General features: G+C 74.3%; 1 protein-coding gene. It reads left to right on the top strand.

Annotated elements, in window-relative coordinates; all coding sequences use genetic code 11:
* Nucleotides 1–78: 78 nt before the first annotated feature.
* A complete protein-coding gene (locus ACO0M4_RS32255) occupies nucleotides 79–20,430 on the top strand; it encodes a type I polyketide synthase (RefSeq protein WP_430374615.1) in 20,352 nt (6,783 codons plus the stop codon).
* The last annotated feature ends 170 nt before the right edge of the window (nucleotides 20,431–20,600 follow it).

The raw sequence follows: 20,600 nt of genomic DNA, 5'->3' as shown, positions 1-20,600 counted from the left end.
ACCGTGAACAGTGGGTCAGACGTGAGTGTCGACGCTCTGGGCCCCAGAACCGGCATTCCACGAGGGGTTGGCATTCTGATGTCGAACGAGGCGAAGCTTCGCGAGTACCTCAAGCGCGCGATCGCGGACCTCCAAGAGACTCGCCAGCAATTGGACGAGACGGAGCAGAGGCAGCGCGAGCCCATCGCGATCGTGTCGATGGCCTGCCGCTTCCCCGGCGGCGTGCGGTCGCCGCAGGAACTGTGGGAGTTGCTCCACGGCGGCGTCGACGCGATGGCCGCCTTCCCCGGGAACCGCGGCTGGGACCTCGACGGGCTCCACGACTCCGATCCGGCCCGCCAGGACACCACGTACGCCCACGAGGGCGGATTCCTCTACGACGCCGGCGAGTTCGACCCCGGCTTCTTCGGGATCGCCCCGCGCGAGGCGCTCGCCATGGACCCGCAGCAGCGGCTGCTGCTGGAGACCGCGTGGGAGGCCGTGGAAAGCGCCGGCATCGCCCCGCAGTCCCTCGCCGGCAGCCACACCGGCGTGTTCGTCGGCACCAATCACGCCGGCTACGACGCGGACAGCACCCGGCGGACGGAGGAGACCGGCGGACACCTGCTGACCGGCAACCTCATCAGCGTCGCCTCCGGCCGGATCTCCTACGTCCTCGGCCTCGAAGGCCCCGCCCTGACCGTGGACACCGCGTGCTCGTCGTCACTGGTGGCGCTGCACCTGGCGGCGCAGTCGCTGCGGCGGGACGAGTGCGACCTGGCGCTCGTCGGCGGCGCGACCGTCATGTCCACCCCGCAGATGTTCGTGGACCTGGCCCGCCAGCGCGGCCTGGCCCCCAACAGCCGCTGCAAGCCGTTCGCGGCGGCCGCCGACGGCACGGCCTGGGGCGAGGGCGTCGGACTGGTGGTCGCCGAGCGGCTCTCCGACGCGGTGCGCAACGGCCACCCCGTGCTCGCGGTGCTGAAGGGCTCCGCCGTCAACCAGGACGGCGCCTCCAACGGGCTCACCGCCCCCAATGGCCCGTCCCAACAGCGCGTCATCCGCCGGGCACTGGCCGACGCCGGGCTCGGCTCCGGCGACGTCGACGCCGTGGAGGCGCACGGCACCGGCACCCGGCTCGGCGACCCCATCGAGGCGCAGGCCCTGCTCGCGACGTACGGACAGCAACGCCCCGCCGACCGCCCCGTGTTGATCGGCTCCATGAAGTCCAACATCGGGCACACCCAGTCGGCCGCCGGCATCGCCGGCGTCATCAAGATGGTGCTGGCGATGCGCCACGGCGTGCTGCCCCAGACCCTGCACACGGACGCGCCCACCCCGCACGCCGACTGGAGCGAGGGCAACGCCAAGCTCCTGGCCGAGCCCGAGCCCTGGCCGACGGTGGACCGCCCGCGGCGCGCCGCCGTCTCCTCCTTCGGCATCAGCGGCACCAACGCGCACGTCGTGCTGGAACAGGCACCCGAGCCCGAGCCGGCGTCCGAGCCCGCGCCGGCGCCGGCCGCCCGGCCCGGCGTGCTGCCCTGGATCCTGTCCGCGCGGACCGGCGAGGCCCTGCGGGCCCAGGCGGCGGTGCTCGGTCGCCACGTCCGCGCCCGCGGCGCCCTCGAACCGGCCGACGTCGCCCACTCCCTGGTCACCACCCGGTCCCTCATGGAGCACCGCGCCGCCGTCGTCGCGGGCGACCGGGACGCCTTCCTCCGCGGCCTGGACGCCCTCGCCGAGGGCCGCACCGCGGCGGGGCTGGTGACCGGCGTCGCCGCCCAGACGCCCGCCGCGTTCCTGTTCACCGGCCAGGGCCCCCAGCGCCTGGACATGGGGCGCGAACTGCACGCCGCGTACCCCGCGTTCGCCGCGGCCTTCGACGCGGTGTGCGCCGAGTGCGACCCGTACCTGGAACGGCCGTTGCGCGACATCGTCTTCGCCGAGGAGGGCACGGACGACGCCGCCCTGCTCGACCGCACCGACTACACCCAGCCCGCGCTCTTCGCCTTCGCCACCGCGCTGTTCCGGCTCCTCGAATCCTGGGGCGTCACGCCGCAGTTCGTCGCCGGCCACTCCGTCGGCGAGCTGACCGCCGCCCACGTCTCCGGCATCCTCTCCCTCCCGGACGCCGCGAAGCTCGTCTCGGCCCGCGGCGCCCTCATGGCGACGCTGCCGCCGGGCGGCGCCATGGTGGCGGTCCAGGCCACCGAGGAGGAGATCTGGGCCTCCCTCGCCGGCAAGGAGGACCGCGCCACCATCGCCGCGGTCAACGGACCCCAGGCCCAGGTCATCGCCGGTGACGAGGATGTCGTCGCCGACGTCGCCGCCCACTGGGAGGGCCAGGGACGCCGGGTCAAGCGGATCAAGGTGCGGGTCGCCGGCCACTGCCCGCGCATGGACAGCATCCTGGAGGACTTCCGGAGCGTCGCCGCGACCCTGGAGTACCACGCCCCGCGCATCCCGGTCGTCTCCACCGTCACCGGGGAACTCGCCGTCGGCGACGACCTGCGCACCCCCGACTACTGGGTCCGGGAGATCAGGGAGGGCGTCCGCTTCTGCAACACCGTGCGCACCCTGGAGGCCGAGGGCGTCACCGCGTTCGTCGAACTCGCCCCCACCAGCGTGCTCACCACGATGGTCCAGGACTCCCTGACCACCCTCGAACGGCCTCTCCTGCTGTCCCTCCTGCGCGGCGGCCACCCCGAGGCCCAGGCACTGACCGAGGGCGTCGCCGCCCTGTCCGCGCACGGCGTCCCCGTCGACTGGACCGCCCTGCTCGGCCCGCTCGGCGGCCACCGCGTCGAGCTGCCGACCTACGCCTTCCAGCGTCGCTGGTTCTGGCTGGACGCCGCCGACGAGGCCGCTGCCGGACCCGACGCCGCCGACGCCCCAGAGGCCGGCGAGGCCGGATTCTGGGAAGCCGTCGAACGCGAGGACCTGGAAGGACTCTCGGCCGTCCTGGCCCTCGACGGCAGCACGGTCGACTCGCTCGGCAGCCTCCTGCCCACGCTCTCGGCGTGGCGCAGGCAGCGCAGGACCCAGGCGGTGGCGGACGGCTGGAGCTACCGGATGGAGTGGACCCCCGTCACCTCCCGCACCGGCTTCACCGCCACCGGCAACTGGCTCGTCGCGCTGCCCGACGGCGTCGCCGACGACCCGTGGACCGGCCGGCTCCTGGACGCGCTGCGCGAACAGGGCCTGCACACCGAGGTGCTGGTGCTCTCCGGCACCGAGGACCCGTCCGAGCCCCTCGCCTGGCCCGACGGCCCCGTCGACGGCGTGCTGTCGCTGCTGGCCCTGGACGAGCGCCCGCACCCCGACCTGACGTCCGTGCCCCGCGGCCTGGCCGCCACCACCGCCCTGCTGCGCGCCGTGGAGAGCTCCGGCAAGCAGATCCCGCTGTGGTGCGCGACCCGCGGCGCCGTCGCCGTCGACGACCGCGACGCGCTCACCAACCCGCTCCAGGCACAGGTGTGGGGCTTCGGCCGGGTGGCCGCGCTGGAGTACCCGCGGATCTGGGGCGGACTCGTCGACCTCCCCGAAACCCCGGACGCCCGGGCCGTCTCCGGCCTCCTCGACGTGCTCGCCGGCGCGGAGGACCAGGTCGCGATCCGCGCCGCCGGGACCTTCGCCCGCCGCCTGGCCCGGATCGCCCCCGGCGGCGACACCGGCGCCGGATGGACCGCCCGCGGCACGGTGCTGATCACCGGTGGCACCGGTGCGCTCGGCACCGAACTCGCGCGCTGGTTCGCCGACGCCGGGGCGGAACACCTGGTGCTCACCAGCCGCCGCGGCCTGGCGGCCCCCGGCGCACCGGAACTCGCGGCCGAACTCACCGACCGGGGAACCCCGGTCACCATCGTCGCCTGCGACGCCGCCGACCGCGACGCGCTGGCGGCCGTCCTCGCGGACATCCCCGCCGAGACGCCCCTCACCGGTGTCGTGCACGCCGCCGGCGTCATGGACGCCGGCATGCTGGACGCGCTGACCCTCGAACGCTTCGAGGCCGTGCTGCGCCCGAAGGCCACCGCCGCCCTGAACCTGCACGAACTCACCCGGGACCTCGACCTGGAGCTGTTCGTCCTGTTCTCCTCGATCGCCGGCTCCCTCGGCAACGCCGGACAGGCCAACTACAGCGCCGCCAACACCTTCCTCGACGCGCTCGCCGAACACCGGCGCGCGCAAGGACTGCCGGCCACCGCGACGGCCTGGGGCGCCTGGGCGGACCTCGGCATGGCGACGCAGAGCAACGTCGCCGACCGGGTGAGCCGCGACGGACTGCTCCCCATGGCCCCGGCCTCCGCGCTCGCCGCCCTCCGCCAGGCACTGGCCCAGGGGCTGACGAACGTGACCGTGGCCGACGTGGACTGGGCGGCGTACGCCCCCGCCCTGACCGCGGTCCGCCCCAGCCCGCTCCTCGCCGACCTGCCGGAGGCGCGCCGCGTCCTGGCCGCCACGCCCGAGGCCGCACGCGCGGACTCCTCCCCGTTGAGCGGCCGGATCGGCGCACTGCCCGCCGCCGAGCGGGAACGGGTGCTGCTCCAGACGGTCCAGGAAGAGGCCGCGAAGACCCTCGGACTGGACACGCCGGACGCCATCGACGCGCGGCGGGCGTTCCGGGACGTGGGCTTCGACTCGCTGATGTCGGTCGAACTGCGCAACCGCCTGGCCACGGCGACCGGCCTCGCCCTGCCCACCACCCTGCTGTTCGACCACCCCACGCCCAGCGCGGTCACCGCGTACCTGCTCGCCGAGATCCTCGGCACGGTACAGACCACGGCCGTCGTGGAACGGACCGTCGCCGCCTTCGACGAGCCGGTGGCGATCGTGAGCATGGCCGGCCGGTTCCCCGGCGGCGTGCAGTCGCCCGAAGACCTCTGGGAGCTGCTGGCGGAGGGCCGGGACGCCATCTCCGTCCTCCCCGACGACCGCGGCTGGAACCTCGACCGGCTCTACCACCCCGACCCCGACCACCCGGGCACGAGCTACGCCCGCGGGGGCGGCTTCCTCTACGGGGCGGCCGACTTCGACGCCGAGTTCTTCGGCATCTCGCCACGTGAGGCCCTCGCCATGGACCCGCAGCAGCGGCTGCTGTTGGAGGCGTCCTGGGAGGTCCTCGAACGGGCCGGCCTCGACCCGGAGACCCTGCGGGGCAGCAGCACCGGCGTCTTCGTGGGCACCAACACCCAGGACTACCGCTCGGTGCTGAACGCCGGTCGGGAGGACGTCACCGGCCACTCGCTCACCGGCAACTCGATGAGCGTGGTCTCCGGCCGGGTGTCGTACACCTACGGCTTCGAAGGCCCGGCGGTCACCGTGGACACGGCGTGCTCGTCGTCGCTGGTGGCCCTGCACATGGCGGTGCAGTCGCTGCGGTCGGGCGAGTGCTCGCTGGCGCTCACCGGCGGCGTGACGGTGATGGCGACGCCGGAGACCTTCGTGGAGTTCTCCCGGCAGCGCGGTCTGTCCGAGGACGGCCGCTGCAAGCCGTTCGCGGCGGCGGCCGACGGCACCGGCTGGGCCGAGGGCGTCGGACTGCTGCTCGTGGAGCGACTCTCGGACGCCCGGCGCAACGGGCACCAGGTGCTCGCCGTCGTCCGCGGCTCGGCGGTCAACCAGGACGGCGCGTCCAACGGGCTGAGCGCCCCCAACGGCCCCTCCCAGCAGCGCGTCATCCGCCAGGCACTCGCCAACGCGGGCGTGGCCGCGTCCGACGTGGACGCCGTCGAGGCGCACGGCACCGGCACCCGGCTCGGCGACCCCATCGAGGCCCAGGCCCTGCTCGCCACCTACGGACAGGACCGGCCGCAGGACCGTCCGCTGCTGCTGGGGACCTTGAAGTCCAACTTCGGACACACCCAGGCCGCCGCCGGCGTGGCCGGCATCATGAAGATGGTCCTGGCCCTCCGCCACGGCGTGCTGCCCCGCACCCTGAACGTCGACGCGCCCACCCCGCACGTCGATTGGACCGCGGGCGCCGTCGACCTGCTCACCGAGCCGCTGCCGTGGCCCGCGGCGGACCGCCCGCGGCGCGCCGGCGTCTCCGCGTTCGGCGTCAGCGGCACCAACGCGCACGTGATCCTGGAAGAGGCCGAACAAGCCGAAGAGGCCGAAGCCGAGGCACCGTCCGTCGCCCCCGCGACGGCGGTACCCCTGCTGCTCTCCGGCAAGTCCGACGCCGCGCTGCGCGGCCAGGCGGCTCGGCTGCTGGCCCACCTCGACCGCGCGCCCGAAGCACGGCTCGCGGACCTCGCGTTCACGCTGGCCGGACGCACGGCCTTCGCGCACCGCGCGGCCGTCGCCACCGACAGCCACGAGACCGCGGTGCGCGCCCTGGCCGCCCTCGCCGAAGGCACCGACGACGGCGCGCTGACCACGGGCACCGCGCACGACGGCAAGGATGCCGTGCTCTTCTCCGGCCAGGGCTCGCAACGCCTGGGCATGGGGCGGGAGTTGTACGGCACCCAGCCGGTCTTCACGGAGGCGTTCGACGCGGTGTGCGCCGCCTTGGACGAGCACCTGGAGCGTCCCCTGCGCGACGTCGTCTGGGGCGAGGACGCGGACCTGTTGAACCAGACCGCCTACGCCCAGGCCGCACTGTTCGCCGTCGAGGTGGCGCTGTTCCGCCTGGTGGAGTCCTGGGGCGTGCGGCCGGAGTACGTCGCCGGACACTCGGTCGGGGAGATTGCCGCCGCCCACGTGGCAGGCGTGTTCTCACTGGCCGACGCCTGCGCCCTGGTGGCGGCCCGCGGACGCCTGATGCAGGCGCTGCCGGCCGGCGGCACCATGGCGGCGATCCGGGCCACCGAGGACGAGGTCCGCCCGCGGCTCACCGACGACGTCGCGATCGCGGCCGTCAACGGCCCGTCGTCCGTGGTCGTCTCGGGGACCGAGGACGCCGTCGAGGCGGTCCGCGCGCACTTCGCCGGCGAGGGCCGCAAGACCAGCCTGCTGCGGGTCTCGCACGCGTTCCACTCGCCGTTGATGGACCCGATGCTCGCCGACTTCCGCGCCGTCGCGGAGAACCTGACGTACGACGAGCCGCACCTGACCGTCGTCTCCAACGTGACCGGCGCCCCGGCCACCGCGGACGAGCTGCGCACCCCCGACTACTGGGTCACCCACGTCCGCGAGGCCGTGCGGTTCGCCGACGGCATCCGCGCCCTCCACGACGACGGCGTGACGCGCTTCCTGGAGCTGGGCCCCGACGGCACCCTCGCCGCCATGGCCCGCGAGTCGCTGCCGGACGCGACCACGGTCGTCCCCGCGCTGCGCAAGGACCGCCTCGAGGAGCCGACGCTGCTCGCGGCGCTCTCCCAGCTCCATGCGCAGGGCACGGCGGTCGACTGGGCCGCGCCCTTCACCGGCACCGACGCGCACGCCGTCGACCTGCCTACGTACGCCTTCCAGCACCGGCGCTACTGGCCCGTCCCCGACCGCACCGGTACCGGCGACCTCAGCGCGGCCGGCCTCGACGCGGCCGGGCACCCGCTGCTGAGCGCCGCCGTGGAGCTCTCCGACGGCGCCGGACTGCTGTTCACCTCACGCCTGTCGCTCCAGTCGCACCCGTGGCTGGCCGACCACGCGGTGAACGGTGCGGTGCTGCTGCCCGGAACGGCCTTCGTCGAACTGGCCGTCCGCGCCGCCGACGAGGCGGGCTGCGACCGGATCGAGGAACTCACCCTGGCCGCCCCGCTCGTGCTGCCCGAGCACGGCGGCGTGCAGCTGCAACTGCACGTCGGGCCCGCCGACGAGGCCGGCGGCCGGCCGGTCACCATCCGGTCCCGTCCGGAGGGCGACGGCGACCGGCCGTGGACCCAGCACGCGAGCGGCGTGCTGACGCCCGGCGAGCACGCCGCCCACGCCGGCTACGACTTCCGGGCCGATTCCTGGCCGCCCGCCGACGCCGAACCCGTCGACCTGACCGGCCTCTACCCGCACCTGGCCGCGAGCGGATACGACTACGGACCGCACTTCCAGGGCCTGCGCGCCGCATGGCGCCGGGGCGACGAGGTGTTCGCCGACGTCGCCCTGCCGGACGTCGCCGAGGGCGACGCGTCCGCGTACGGTCTGCACCCGGCCCTCCTGGACGCGACCCTGCACGCCTGGGCCCTCGACGGCCTGGACCGGGGCGTGCTGCCCTTCTCGTGGGAGGGCGTCACGCTGCACGCCTCCGGTGCCGCGGCCGTGCGCGCCCGGATCGTCCAGCACGGCGGCGACACGCTGTCCGTCGAGGTCGCGGACACCTCCGGCGAGCCGGTCGCCTCCATCGGCACCCTCGACCTGCGGGCGCCCGCCGCCGACCAGTTGGCGGGCACCGCGGACCGGATCGGGCGCGACGCGCTGTTCCGGATGGCGTGGAACCCCGTCCGGCTGCCCCCGGCCGGCGCCGCGGAGTCCGTGGCCCTGCTCGGCTCCCTGCCCGGCGCACCGTTCGACGGCTACCCGGACCTGGCAGCCCTGGCCGAGTCCGGTCCGGTGCCGGGCGCGGTGGTGGTGCCGGTGACGGCCGGCGCCGGCGACGTGGCGGAGGCGGCGCACGCCACCGCCGGCCAGGCGCTGGACCTGGTCCGGTCCTGGTTGGCGGACGACCGGTTCGCCACCTCGCGGCTGGTGTTCGTCACGCGCGGTGCGGTGGACGGCACGGACCTCACCCAGGCCACCGTGTGGGGCTTGGTGCGGTCGGCGCAGGCGGAGCACCCGGGCCGGTTCGGCCTGGTGGACCTCGGCCCCGATGCGGACCCGGCGGTGCTGCCGCTGGCCCTGGCCGCGGACGAGCCGCAGCTCCTGCTGCGCGACGGCGCGGTGCTCGCGGCGCGGCTGGAGCGGGCGCCGGCGGCACAGGCGCGGACCGACGCCCCCTGGGACACCGCAGGAACGGTGTTGATCACTGGTGGTACCGGTGGTCTGGGGCGGGTGGTGGCGCGGCATGTGGTTGCCGAGCACGGGGTGCGGAGTCTGCTGTTGGTGAGTCGGCGGGGTCCGGATGCCGAGGGTGTCGAGGAGTTGGTGGCGGAGCTCGGGCGGTTGGGTGCCGAGGTTTCCGTGGTGGCGTGTGACGTGTCTGATCGGGGTGCTGTCGGGGAGTTGGTCTCCGGGCATCGGATCGGTGCGGTGGTGCACACGGCGGGTGTTCTGGACGACGGTGTGGTGGGGTCGTTGACGGCCGAGCGGTTGTCGGCGGTGCTGCGGCCCAAGGTGGATGCCGCATGGCATCTGCACGAGGCCACCAAGGACCTGGACCTCGCGGCGTTCGTCCTCTTCTCGTCCGTCTCCGGTCTCTGGGGTGGCGCCGGTCAGGCCAACTACGCGGCCGGCAACACCTTCTTGGACGCGCTGGCGCACCACCGCCGCGCGGCCGGACTGCCCGCCACGTCCCTGGCATGGGGCCCGTGGTCGCAGGACGGCGGCATGACCGGCACGCTGACCGACGTCGACCTCCAGCGGATCGCCCGTGCGGGCATGCCCGCACTCAGCCCCGCGGAGGGCGCCGCGCTCTTCGACGCCGCACTGGCCGCCGACGACGCGCTCGTCCTGACCGTGCGCCTCGACCTGGCCGCCCTGCGCAAGCAGGGAGACGTGCCGGCGGTGCTGCGCGGCCTGGTCAGGACCCGGGTCCGCTCGACGGTGGCCGGCTCGGCCGCGGTCGCCGGCCTCGTGGAGCGCCTGTCCGCGCTGGGCCCGGCGGAGCGCCGCGAGACCCTGCTGGACCTGGTGCGTGCCCAGGTCGCGGTCGTCCTGGGCCACGCGGGCCCGGAGACGGTCGACCCGGACCGCGCCTTCCAGGACCTCGGTTTCGATTCCCTGACCGCCGTCGAGCTGCGCAACCGGCTCAATGCGGCGACCGGCATGCGCCTTTCGTCCACCACGGTGTTCGACTACCCCTCGGCGGGCGTGCTCGTCGACTTCCTCCTGGACGAGCTGTTCGGCGCGCACGACCAGGACGCACTGGCGCCCGCGGGCCCGAGCCCACGGGCAACGGCCGACGACCCGGTGGTGATCGTCGGCATGAGCTGCCGCTACCCGGGCGGCGTCGCCTCCCCGGAGGACCTGTGGCGCCTGGTGTCCGAGGGCACCGACGCGGTGTCCGACTTCCCGACCGACCGCGGCTGGGACGTGGAGTCCCTCTACAACCCCGACCCCGAGGCCATCGGCACCTCGTACAGCCACTCCGGTGGCTTCCTCCACGAGGCACCGGAGTTCGACCCCGAGTTCTTCGGGATGAGCCCCAGGGAAGCGCTCGCGACGGACTCGCAGCAGCGGTTGCTGCTGGAGACGACCTGGGAGGCCATCGAGCGGGCGGGCATCGACCCGACGTCGCTGCGCGGCAGCCGGACCGGCGTCTTCGCCGGCGTGATGTACGGCGACTACGAGCAACTCCTCGTCGCGGACCAGTTCGAGGGCTACCGCGCCAACGGCAGTGCGGCCAGCGTCGCTTCGGGCCGGGTGTCCTACACCTTCGGTTTCGAGGGCCCGGCGGTGACGGTGGACACGGCGTGCTCGTCGTCGCTGGTGGCGCTGCACCTCGCGGCGCAGGCACTGCGTTCGGGCGAGTGCTCGCTGGCACTGGCCGGCGGCGTGACGGTGCTCTCCACCCCGACGATGTTCGTGGAGTTCTCGCGGCAGCGCGGCCTGGCGGCGGACGGACGGTGCAAGTCGTTCGGCGACGGCGCCGACGGTGTCGGCTGGGGTGAGGGTGTCGGCATGCTCGTCCTGGAGCGGCTGTCCGACGCGCGCCGCAATGGGCACCGGGTGCTGGCGACCGTGCGGGGTTCTGCGGTGAATCAGGACGGTGCGTCGAACGGTTTGACGGCGCCGAACGGTCCGTCGCAACAGCGGGTGATCCGGCAGGCGTTGGCCAGTGCGGGTTTGTCGACTGCGGATGTGGACGCGGTGGAGGCGCACGGTACGGGTACCACGTTGGGCGACCCGATCGAGGCCCAGGCACTGCTGGCCACCTACGGACAGGACCGGTCGGTGGACCGGCCGCTGTGGTTGGGTTCGATCAAGTCCAACATCGGTCACGCGCAGGCGGCCGCCGGTGTGGCGGGCGTCATCAAGATGGTGCTGGCGATGCGGCACGGTGTGCTGCCGAGGACGCTGCACGTCGATGCGCCGTCGTCACACGTGGACTGGGACGCCGGTGCGGTGGAGCTGCTGGCCTCCGAGGTCGAGTGGCCGCAGGGCGAGGGTCCGCGGCGCGCCGGCGTCTCCTCCTTCGGCGTCAGCGGGACGAACGCGCACGTCATCCTGGAGCAGCCCGAGCCGATCGCGGACGACGCCGCACCGGACGTCGCCGAGGAGGAGCCCGGCGCGCTGGCGTGGGTGCTCTCCGGCCGCAGCGAGGCCGCGCTGCGCGGCCAGGCGGCCCGTCTGCTGTCCCACGTCGCCCGTCGCGACGCGCGCTCCGCGCGGGACATCGGCCGCTCACTGGTGAGCGCACGGACGAGCTTCACCCACCGCGCGGTGGTGTGGGGCGAGGACCGCGAGGCGCTGGTGCTCGCCCTGTCCGCCCTCGCGGTCGGCGAGGCCGACGCGGGCCTGGTGGAGGGCGCGTCCGGCCCGGGCAGGACGGCCTTCCTGTTCTCCGGCCAGGGCTCCCAACGCCTGGGGATGGGACGGGGGCTGTACGACCGCCATCCGGTCTTCGCTGCGGCGTTCGACGCGGTGTGCGCCGCCTTGGACGAGCACCTGGAGCGTCCCCTGCGGGACGTCGTCTGGGGCGAGGACGCGGACCTGTTGAACCAGACCGCCTACGCCCAGGCCGGATTGTTCGCGCTGGAGGTGGCGCTGTACCGGCTGACGGAGTCGTGGGGCGTGCGCGCCGACTTCGTGACCGGCCATTCGATCGGTGAGGTCGCCGCGGCGCACGTGGCCGGGGTCTTCTCCCTTCCGGACGCGTGCGCGCTGGTGGCGGCCCGAGGCCGACTGATGCAGCAACTGCCCACGGGCGGGGCGATGGTGGCGATCAGGGCCACGGAACAGGAAATCCGTCCGCACCTGACGCATCAGGTGTCGATCGCGGCGGTCAACGGTCCGTCGTCGGTCGTGGTCTCCGGTGCGGAGGACGACGTGCTGGCCGTCGCCGCGCACTTCGAAGGGGAGGGCCGCAAGACCACCCGACTGCGGGTCTCGCACGCCTTCCACTCGCCGCTCATGGAACCGATGCTCGACGCGTTCCGGGCCGTGGTGGCACGGCTGTCCTTCGGCACGCCGACGATCCCCGTCGTCTCGAACCTGACCGGCCTCCCCGCGGAGCCCGAGCAGCTCGGCCAGGCCGACTACTGGGTCCGGCACGTGCGCGAGGCGGTGCGCTTCGCGGACGGGGTGGCGGCGCTGCACCGAGAAGGCGTGACCCGCTTCCTCGAACTCGGTCCGGACGGCGTGCTGTCGGCGCTGGCCCAGGAGTCGCTGCCGGACGGCGTCGTGCTCGCTCCGGTCCTGCGCAAGGACCGGCCCGAGGAGACGGCGCTGCTGGGCGCCCTGGCGCACCTCCACGTCCACGGCACCGGCGTCGACTGGGCGACGCTGTACGCCGGTACGGGTGCGCGGTGGGTGGACCTGCCGACGTACGCGTTCCAACACGAGCGGTACTGGCCCTCGGGCCGCGTGGGCCGCTCCGGTGACGTGCGGTTCGCGGGCCTGGACTCCCCGGCGCACCCGCTGCTCGGCGCCGCGGTCGAACTCGCCGGTTCCGGCGGCCTGTTGTTCACCGGACGGTTCTCGGTGTCCGCGCATCCGTGGTTGGCGGACCACGTGGTGCTCGGATCGGTGGTGGTGCCCGGAACGGCGCTGGTGGAACTGGTGCTCCGGGCGGCCGACGAGGTCGGCTGCGACCTGCTGGAGGAACTGACGCTGGCCGCCCCGCTGGTGCTGCCCGCCTCGGGCAGCGGCGTGCAGGTGCAGGTGTGGCTGGGCGAACCGGACGGTTCGGGCCGCCGCTCGGCGTCGGTGCACGCGCGGGAGACCGAGGGTCCCTGGACCCTGCACGCCAGCGGTGCGGTGACCTCGGGGGCCCGAGCGGTCGCCTTCGACGTCGCCGCCTGGCCCCCGCCGGGTGCGCAGCCGGTCGACGCGGCGGACTGCTACGACGCACTCGCCGATGCGGGTCTCACGTACGGCCCGGTGTTCCGGGGCCTGCGCGCGGCCTGGCAGCTCGGCGCGGACGTCTACGCCGAGGTCAGCCTCCCGGAGGGCACGGACGGCGGCGCCTACGGACTGCACCCCGCGCTCTTCGACGCCGCCCTGCACGCGGCGGCGGCGCGCGGCGGGGACGTGACCGGCGTCCCCTTCTCGTGGAGCGGAGTCGCCCTGCACGCTTCCGGGGCCTCCCACCTCCGCGTCCGGATCCGCACCACGGAGAACGGGATGTCCGTCGCGCTCGTGGACACCTCCGGTGCCCCGGTCGCCTCCGTGGACTCCCTGGTGGCACGTCCGCTCTCGGCCGCGCAGGTACAGGCCGCCGACCGGGACGCCCTCTTCACGGTCGACTGGGTCCCCGTCCCGCTCACGGGTGAACGCGTCGAGTCGGGCACCGGGCCGCAGGGCGAGCCGTTGCGCACCCTCGCGGACCTGGCGGGCCCGACCGTTCCGTCGACGGTCCTTCTCGCACCCCCCGCCGACGCCGCGGGCGTGGTGGAGTCCGTGCACCGCACCACCGCCTGGGCGCTGGAAACCGTGCAGGCGTGGTTGGCGGAGGAGCGGTTCGCGTCCTCGCGACTGGTGTTCGTGACCCGCGGTGCGGTGTCCGGCGCGGACCTCGCGGCCGCCGCCGTGCACGGCCTGGTGCGCTCGGCGCAGTCGGAGAACCCGCAGCGCTTCGGCCTGGTGGACCTCGACGACGACGCCGACGCGACCGTGCTGGCGCAGGCCCTCGCGACCGACGAGCCGGAACTGCTGGTCCGCGGCACCGAGGTGCTGGCACCGCGGCTGGCCCGTACCCGCTCCACGCACGCGGGCAGCTGGGACACCTCCGGCACGGTCCTCGTCACGGGAGGCACCGGGGGCCTGGGCCGTGCCGTGGCGCGGCACCTGGTGACCGCACACGGGGTACGGAGCCTGCTGCTGGTCAGCCGCCGTGGCCTGACCGCCGAGGGCGCACCCGAGCTCGTGGCCGAACTGGCGCGGGCCGGCGCGACGGCGGCGGTCGAGACCTGCGACGTCTCGGATGCGGCGGCGGTGGCCGACCTGATCCGCCGTCATGAGCCGACGGCCGTGGTGCACACGGCCGGTGTCCTCGACGACGGCGTGGTGGAGTCGTTGACCCCGGAACGCCTGGCGGGGGTGTTGCGGCCGAAGGTGGACGCGGCATGGCACCTGCACGAGGCGACCAGGGACCTCGACCTGAACGCGTTCGTGGTGTTCTCGTCGGTCGCCGGCACGGTCGGCAGCGCCGGCCAGGGCAACTACGCGGCGGCGAACGCCTTCTTGGACGCGTTGGCACGCCACCGACACGCGCAGGGGCTGCCCGCCGTGTCGCTGGGATGGGGGGCGTGGGCCCAGGACAGCGGGATGACCGGCGCCCTCACCGACGTCGACCTCCGGCGCATCACCCGCCAGGGCATGCCGCCGCTGTCGACCGAGGAGGGGCTGGCCCTCTTCGACGCCGCGCTCGGCACCGACGAGCCCGCGCCGCTGCCCGTCCGCCTGGACCTCGCGGCGCTGCGCGCACAGGGCGAGCCCCTGCCGCTGCTGCGCGGCCTGATCCGCACGCGGGCCCGCCGGTCCGGCGCCGTCGCGGCAGCCGGTCTCGCGTCCCGCCTGACCGGGCTGCCCACGGCGGAGCGGCGCGCGGCGCTGCTCGACGTCGTACGCGCCCAGATCGCGGCGGTCCTGGGGCACGTGGGCCCGGAGACGGTCGCTCCGGACCGTGCCTTCCAGGACCTCGGCTTCGACTCGCTGACCGCCATCGAACTCCGCAACGTGCTGGCCGGGGCCACCGGACTGCGACTCCCGGCGACAGCCGTGTTCGACTACCCGACGGCCGACGCCCTGGCGGACCACCTCCTGGGCGAGCTGTTCGGCGCGGACACCGCGGCGCCGCTCGCGGTGTCCGCGCTCCCGTCCCTGACGGACGACCCCGTGGTGATCGTCGGCATGAGCTGCCGCTTCCCGGGCGGCGTCGCCTCGCCGGAGGACCTGTGGCGCCTGGTGTCCGAGGGCACCGACGCGGTGTCCGGATTCCCCACCGACCGAGGCTGGGAGATCGACGACACTCACGACCCCGACGCCGAGGGCACCATCGCCACCCGCTCCGGCGGGTTCCTCAAGGACGCGGCGGAGTTCGACCCGGAGTTCTTCGGGATGAGCCCCCGCGAGGCACTGACCACCGACGCCCAGCAGCGGCTGCTGCTGGAGACGACCTGGGAGGCGCTGGAGCGCGCCGGCATGGACCCGGCCACCCTGCGCGGCAGCCGGACCGGCGTTTTCGCCGGAGTGATGTACCACGACTACTCCACGCTGCTGTCCGGGCGCGAGTTCGAGGGCTACCAGGGCAGCGGCAGCGCGGGCAGTGTCGCCTCGGGCCGGGTGTCCTACACCTTCGGTTTCGAGGGTCCCGCCATCACGGTGGACACGGCGTGCTCGTCGTCGCTGGTGGCGCTGCACCTGGCGGCCCAGTCGCTGCGGCAGGGCGAGTGCGAGTTGGCGCTCGCGGGCGGCGTGACGGTGATGTCGACGCCGTCGACGTTCGTGGAGTTCTCCCGCCAGGGCGGTCTCGCCCAGGACGGCCGCTGCAAGGCGTTCTCCGACGGCGCCGACGGTGTCGGCTGGGGTGAGGGTGTCGGCATCCTGGTCCTGGAGCGGCTGTCCGACGCGCGTCGCAATGGGCACCGGGTGCTGGCGACCGTGCGGGGTTCTGCGGTGAATCAGGACGGTGCGTCGAACGGTTTGACGGCGCCGAACGGTCCGTCGCAACAGCGGGTGATCCGGCAGGCGTTGGCCAGTGCGGGTTTGTCGACTGCGGATGTGGACGCGGTGGAGGCGCACGGTACGGGTACCACGTTGGGCGACCCGATCGAGGCCCAGGCACTCCTGGCCACCTACGGACAGGACCGGCCGGCGGACCGGCCGCTGCTGCTGGGCTCCATCAAGTCCAACATCGGTCACGCGCAGGCGGCCGCCGGTGTGGCGGGCGTCATCAAGATGGTGCTGGCGATGCGGCACGGTGTGCTGCCGAGGACGCTGCACGTCGATGCGCCGTCGTCACACGTGGACTGGGACGCCGGTGCGGTGGAGCTGCTGGCCTCCGAGGTCGAGTGGCCGCAGGGGGACGGTCCGCGGCGCGCCGGCGTCTCCTCCTTCGGGATCAGCGGGACGAACGCGCACGTCATCCTGGAGCAGCCCGAGCCCGTCGCGGACGACGCCGCACCGGAAGCCACCGAGGACGCGGCGGTCGACGCCGCCGGGTCGGTGCCGGTGTTGCTGTCGGCCCGCAGCGAGCCGGCGCTGCGGGCCCAGGCGGCCCGACTGCTGGCCCGTCTGGACGACGCAGGCCCGGGTACCCGGATCACCGACGTCGCCCACGCGCTGGCGACCGGCCGTTCGGCGTTCTCCCACCGCGCGGTGATCCTGGCCGCGGACCGGGCGGACCTGCTGCGCTCGCTGTCGGCCCTGGCCGACGGCCGCACCGAGCCGGCCGTCGTGGCGCACGACCGCACCCGGTCGGGGCGGCTGGCCTTCCTCTTCTCCGGTCAAGGCGCACAACGTCTCGGCATGGGACGGGAGTTGCACCGCACCGAGCCGGCGTTCGCAACGGCGTTCGACGCGGTGTGCACCGCCCTGGACGCGCACCTGGACCGCCCGCTGCGGGAGGTCGTCTGGGGCGAGGAGGCGGAACTGCTGAACCGGACCGGGTACGCCCAGGCCGCGCTGTTCGCGATCGAGGTGGCGCTGTACCGGCTGGTGGAGTCGTGGGGTGTCCGCCCGGACCACCTCCTGGGGCACTCGGTAGGGGAGATCGCCGCCGCGCACGTCGCGGGCGTCCTCTCCCTCTCCGACGCCTGTGCCCTGGTGGCGGCCCGCGGTCGGCTCATGCAGCAACTGCCGTCCGGCGGAGCCATGGTGGCGATCCAGGCGACGGAGGAAGAGGCGTTGCCGCACGTGTCGGAGCAGGTGTCGATCGCGGCGGTCAACGGTCCGTCGTCGGTCGTGGTCTCCGGTGCGGAGGACGACGTGCTGGCCGTCGCCGCGCACTTCGAAGGGGAGGGCCGCAAGACCACCCGACTGCGGGTCTCGCACGCCTTCCACTCACCGCTGATGGAACCCATGCTGGCCGACTTCCGCGCCGTCGCCGAGGGCATGACCTACGCCGCGCCGCGGCTGCCCGTCGTCTCCAACGTCACCGGCGAGCCCGCCACCGCGGAAGAGCTGTGCTCCGCGGAGTACTGGGTCGACCACGTCCGCGCTGCCGTACGGTTCGCCGACGGGGTTGCCGCGCTGAGCGCCCAGGGCGTGACGCGCTTCCTGGAGCTGGGGCCCGACGGCGCCCTCTCCGCGCTCGCCGCGGAGAGTGCCGCGGACGGGTCGGTGCTCGTCCCCGTGCTGCGCAAGGACCGGCCCGAGGCAACGGCACTGCGTACCGCCGTGGCACGACTGCACGCCCACGGCGTGCCCGTCGACTGGTCCGCGGTCTTCGCCGGTTCGGGTGCGCGGTGGGTGGACCTGCCGACGTACGCGTTCCAGCGCGAGCGGTTCTGGCCGGCCGGAGGGGCGGCTCGGGCGGGTGACGTGCGGTCCGCCGGACTGGGCTCGACCGGACATCCGCTGCTGGGTGCGGCGGTCGAACTCGCCAACTCCGGCGGCCAGTTGTTCACCGGCCGCCTGTCGACGACCGCACAGCCGTGGTTGGCGGACCACGTGGTGCTGGGCTCGGTGCTGGTGCCGGGGACGGCGCTGGTGGAACTGGTGCTGCGGGCGGCCGACGAGGTCGGTTGCGCCGCACTGGAGGAACTGACGCTGGCCGCGCCGTTGGTGCTGCCCGCTTCGGGGTCCGCGGTGCAGGTGCAGGTGTGGGTGGGCGAGCCCGAGGACGGGGGACGCCGACCGGTGTCCGTCCATGCCCGCGAGGGCGAGGGCCCCTGGACCCTGCACGCCAGCGGTGCGGTGACCCCGACCGTCGAGGAGGTGGTGGCGTTCGAGGCGGCGGCCTGGCCCCCGCAGGGCGCCGAGCCGCTCGACGTGGCGGACTGCTACGAGCGCTTCGCGGACGCCGGGTTCGCGTACGGCCCGGTGTTCCAGGGCCTGCGGGCCGCCTGGAAGCTCGACGCGGACGTCTACGCCGAGGTCCGGCTTCCCGAAGGGACCGACGGCGCTGCCTACGCGCTGCACCCCGCACTCTTCGACGCCGCCCTGCACGCGGGGCTCCTGGGCGACGGGGGAGCGGCCGAGGCAGCCGTCCCGTTCTCGTGGAGCGGGGTTTCCCTGCACGCTTCCGGCGCGTCGGGAGTGCGGGTCCGGCTCCGCTCCACCGAGGACGGCACGCAGATCGCCCTCGCCGACCCGACCGGTGCGCCGGTGGCGTCGGTCCGGTCGCTGACCGCGCGCCCGATCACCACCGGGCAGTTGCAGACCGGCGACCGTGACGCGCTCTTCCAGGTCGACTGGACCGACGTGCACCTCGCGGACGAGCCGGCCGACTCCTTGGCCGTGCTCGGCAAGGACGCCCACGGCGTCCTCGACGAACTCGCGCTGCAGCCCCACGCGGATCTCGACGACCTGGCGGAGGCCGGTGTCCACGACATCGTGTTCGCCCCGCTGGCCGCCGCGCCCGCCGGGACGGTGGAGTCCGTCCACGCCGTGACCGCCTGGGCCCTGGCGCGGGTGCAGTCATGGTTGGCCGACGAGCGGTTCGCGGACTCGCGGCTGGTCTTCGTCACCCGCGGCGCGGTGTCCGGAGCGGACCTCCCGGGTGCGGCGGTGTGGGGCCTGGTGCGCTCGGCGCAGGCGGAGCACCCGGGCCGCTTCGGCCTGGTGGACGTGGCGGACGAGGCCGAAGTGGCGCTCCTGCCGCGCGCGTTGAAGTCGGACGAACCGCAGTTGCTGGTGCGCGACGACCAGGTCCTCGCCCCGCGGGTGGCCCGGGCCGAACGCCCGGACGCTGTGGAACCCGTCACCGACTGGAACTCCGGGACGGTGTTGATCACTGGTGGTACCGGTGGTCTGGGGCGGGTGGTGGCGCGGCATGTGGTTGCCGAGCACGGGGTGCGGAGTCTGCTGTTGGTGAGTCGGCGGGGTCCGGATGCCGAGGGTGTCGAGGAGTTGGTGGCGGAGCTCGGGCGGTTGGGTGCCGAGGTTTCCGTGGTGGCGTGTGACGTGTCTGATCGGGGTGCTGTCGGGGAGTTGGTCTCCGGGCATCGGATCGGTGCGGTGGTGCACACGGCGGGTGTTCTGGACGACGGTGTGGTGGGGTCGTTGACGGCCGAGCGGTTGTCGGCGGTGCTGCGGCCCAAGGTGGATGCCGCATGGCATCTGCACGAGGCCACCAAGGACCTGGAGCTGGACGCGTTCGTGGTGTTCTCGTCGGTCGCCGGCACGTTCGGCAGCGCGGGTCAGGCGAACTACGCGGCGGGCAACGCCTTCTTGGACGCCTTGGCACAGCTCCGCCGCGCGGCCGGACTGCCCGCCACGTCCCTGGCATGGGGCCCGTGGTCGCAGGACAGCGGCATGACGGGCACGCTCACCGAGGCCGACGTGCAGCGCATGGCCCGCTCGGGCATGCCGCCGCTGTCGACCGAGGAGGGCTTGGCCCTCTTCGACGCGGCGCTCGCCACCGACCGGCCCGCCGCGCTGCCGGTCCGGCTGGACCTCGCGACGCTGCGTCGACGGGGCGAGGTCCCGTCCCTGCTCCGCGGCCTGATCCGGGTCCCGGGACGCCGGGCGGCGGCCACGGCGGACGGAGACGCTGCGGCGGCCTTCGCCCGGCGCCTGGCCGACCGGTCGGCGGCAGAGGGCCGCGAGGTCGTACTGGACGCCGTGCGCGGCCAGGTGGCGGTGGTCCTCGGGCACACCGGAGCAGCGGAGATCGACGAGGACCGTGCCTTCCTGGACCTCGGTTTCGACTCCCTCACCGCGGTCGAACTCCGCAACCGGCTGGGCGCCCTCACCGGGATCCGCCTGCCGGCGACCCTGCTCTTCGACTACCCGACGCCGGCGGAGCTGGTCGACCACCTCCACGTCCGGATCGCACCCGGGGCGGCCTCCGGCCCGGAGGCGCTCCTGGGCGAGCTCGAACGGCTGGAGAAGGCGTTCGGCGGGCTCGCTGTCACGGAGGAGGTCCACGAGCAGGTGGCCGGCCGCCTGGAGGTCCTCCGGTCCAAGTGGGACGCCCTGCGGGACGCCTCCGCGGCGGCCGGGCAGCGTGCTCCCCGGTCGGATGCGGACTTCGACTTCGAGTCCGCGTCCGACGAGGAGGTCTTCGACCTCCTCGACAACGAGATCGGCCTGTCCTAGGGCTCGTTGGGGGCGGGGGCGGTGGCAGCACCACCGCCGCCCCCACCCCCCCGGCATCCCGGTCCGCGGGCGGACCGGGGCCCGCGTCACCACGTTCCCTCGGGGACGGACGAAGGCGGAAGGAGCACGGCGGAACCGCGAAAGAGGAAAGTCCGCTGCTTGGGTGCACC

The sequence above is a fragment of the Streptomyces sp. RGM 3693 genome, assembly GCF_050471125.1.
Lineage (GTDB): Bacteria > Actinomycetota > Actinomycetes > Streptomycetales > Streptomycetaceae > Streptomyces.
Note: the sequence above shows the minus strand (reverse complement) of the source record. Positions and strands in the feature narration are given on the sequence as shown.

What these genes read in the sequence shown, in the direction of transcription:
- ACO0M4_RS32255 (WP_430374615.1), top strand. Translation starts at nt 79, where the DNA reads ATGTCGAACGAGGCGAAGCTTCGCGAGTACCTCAAGCGCGCGATCGCG.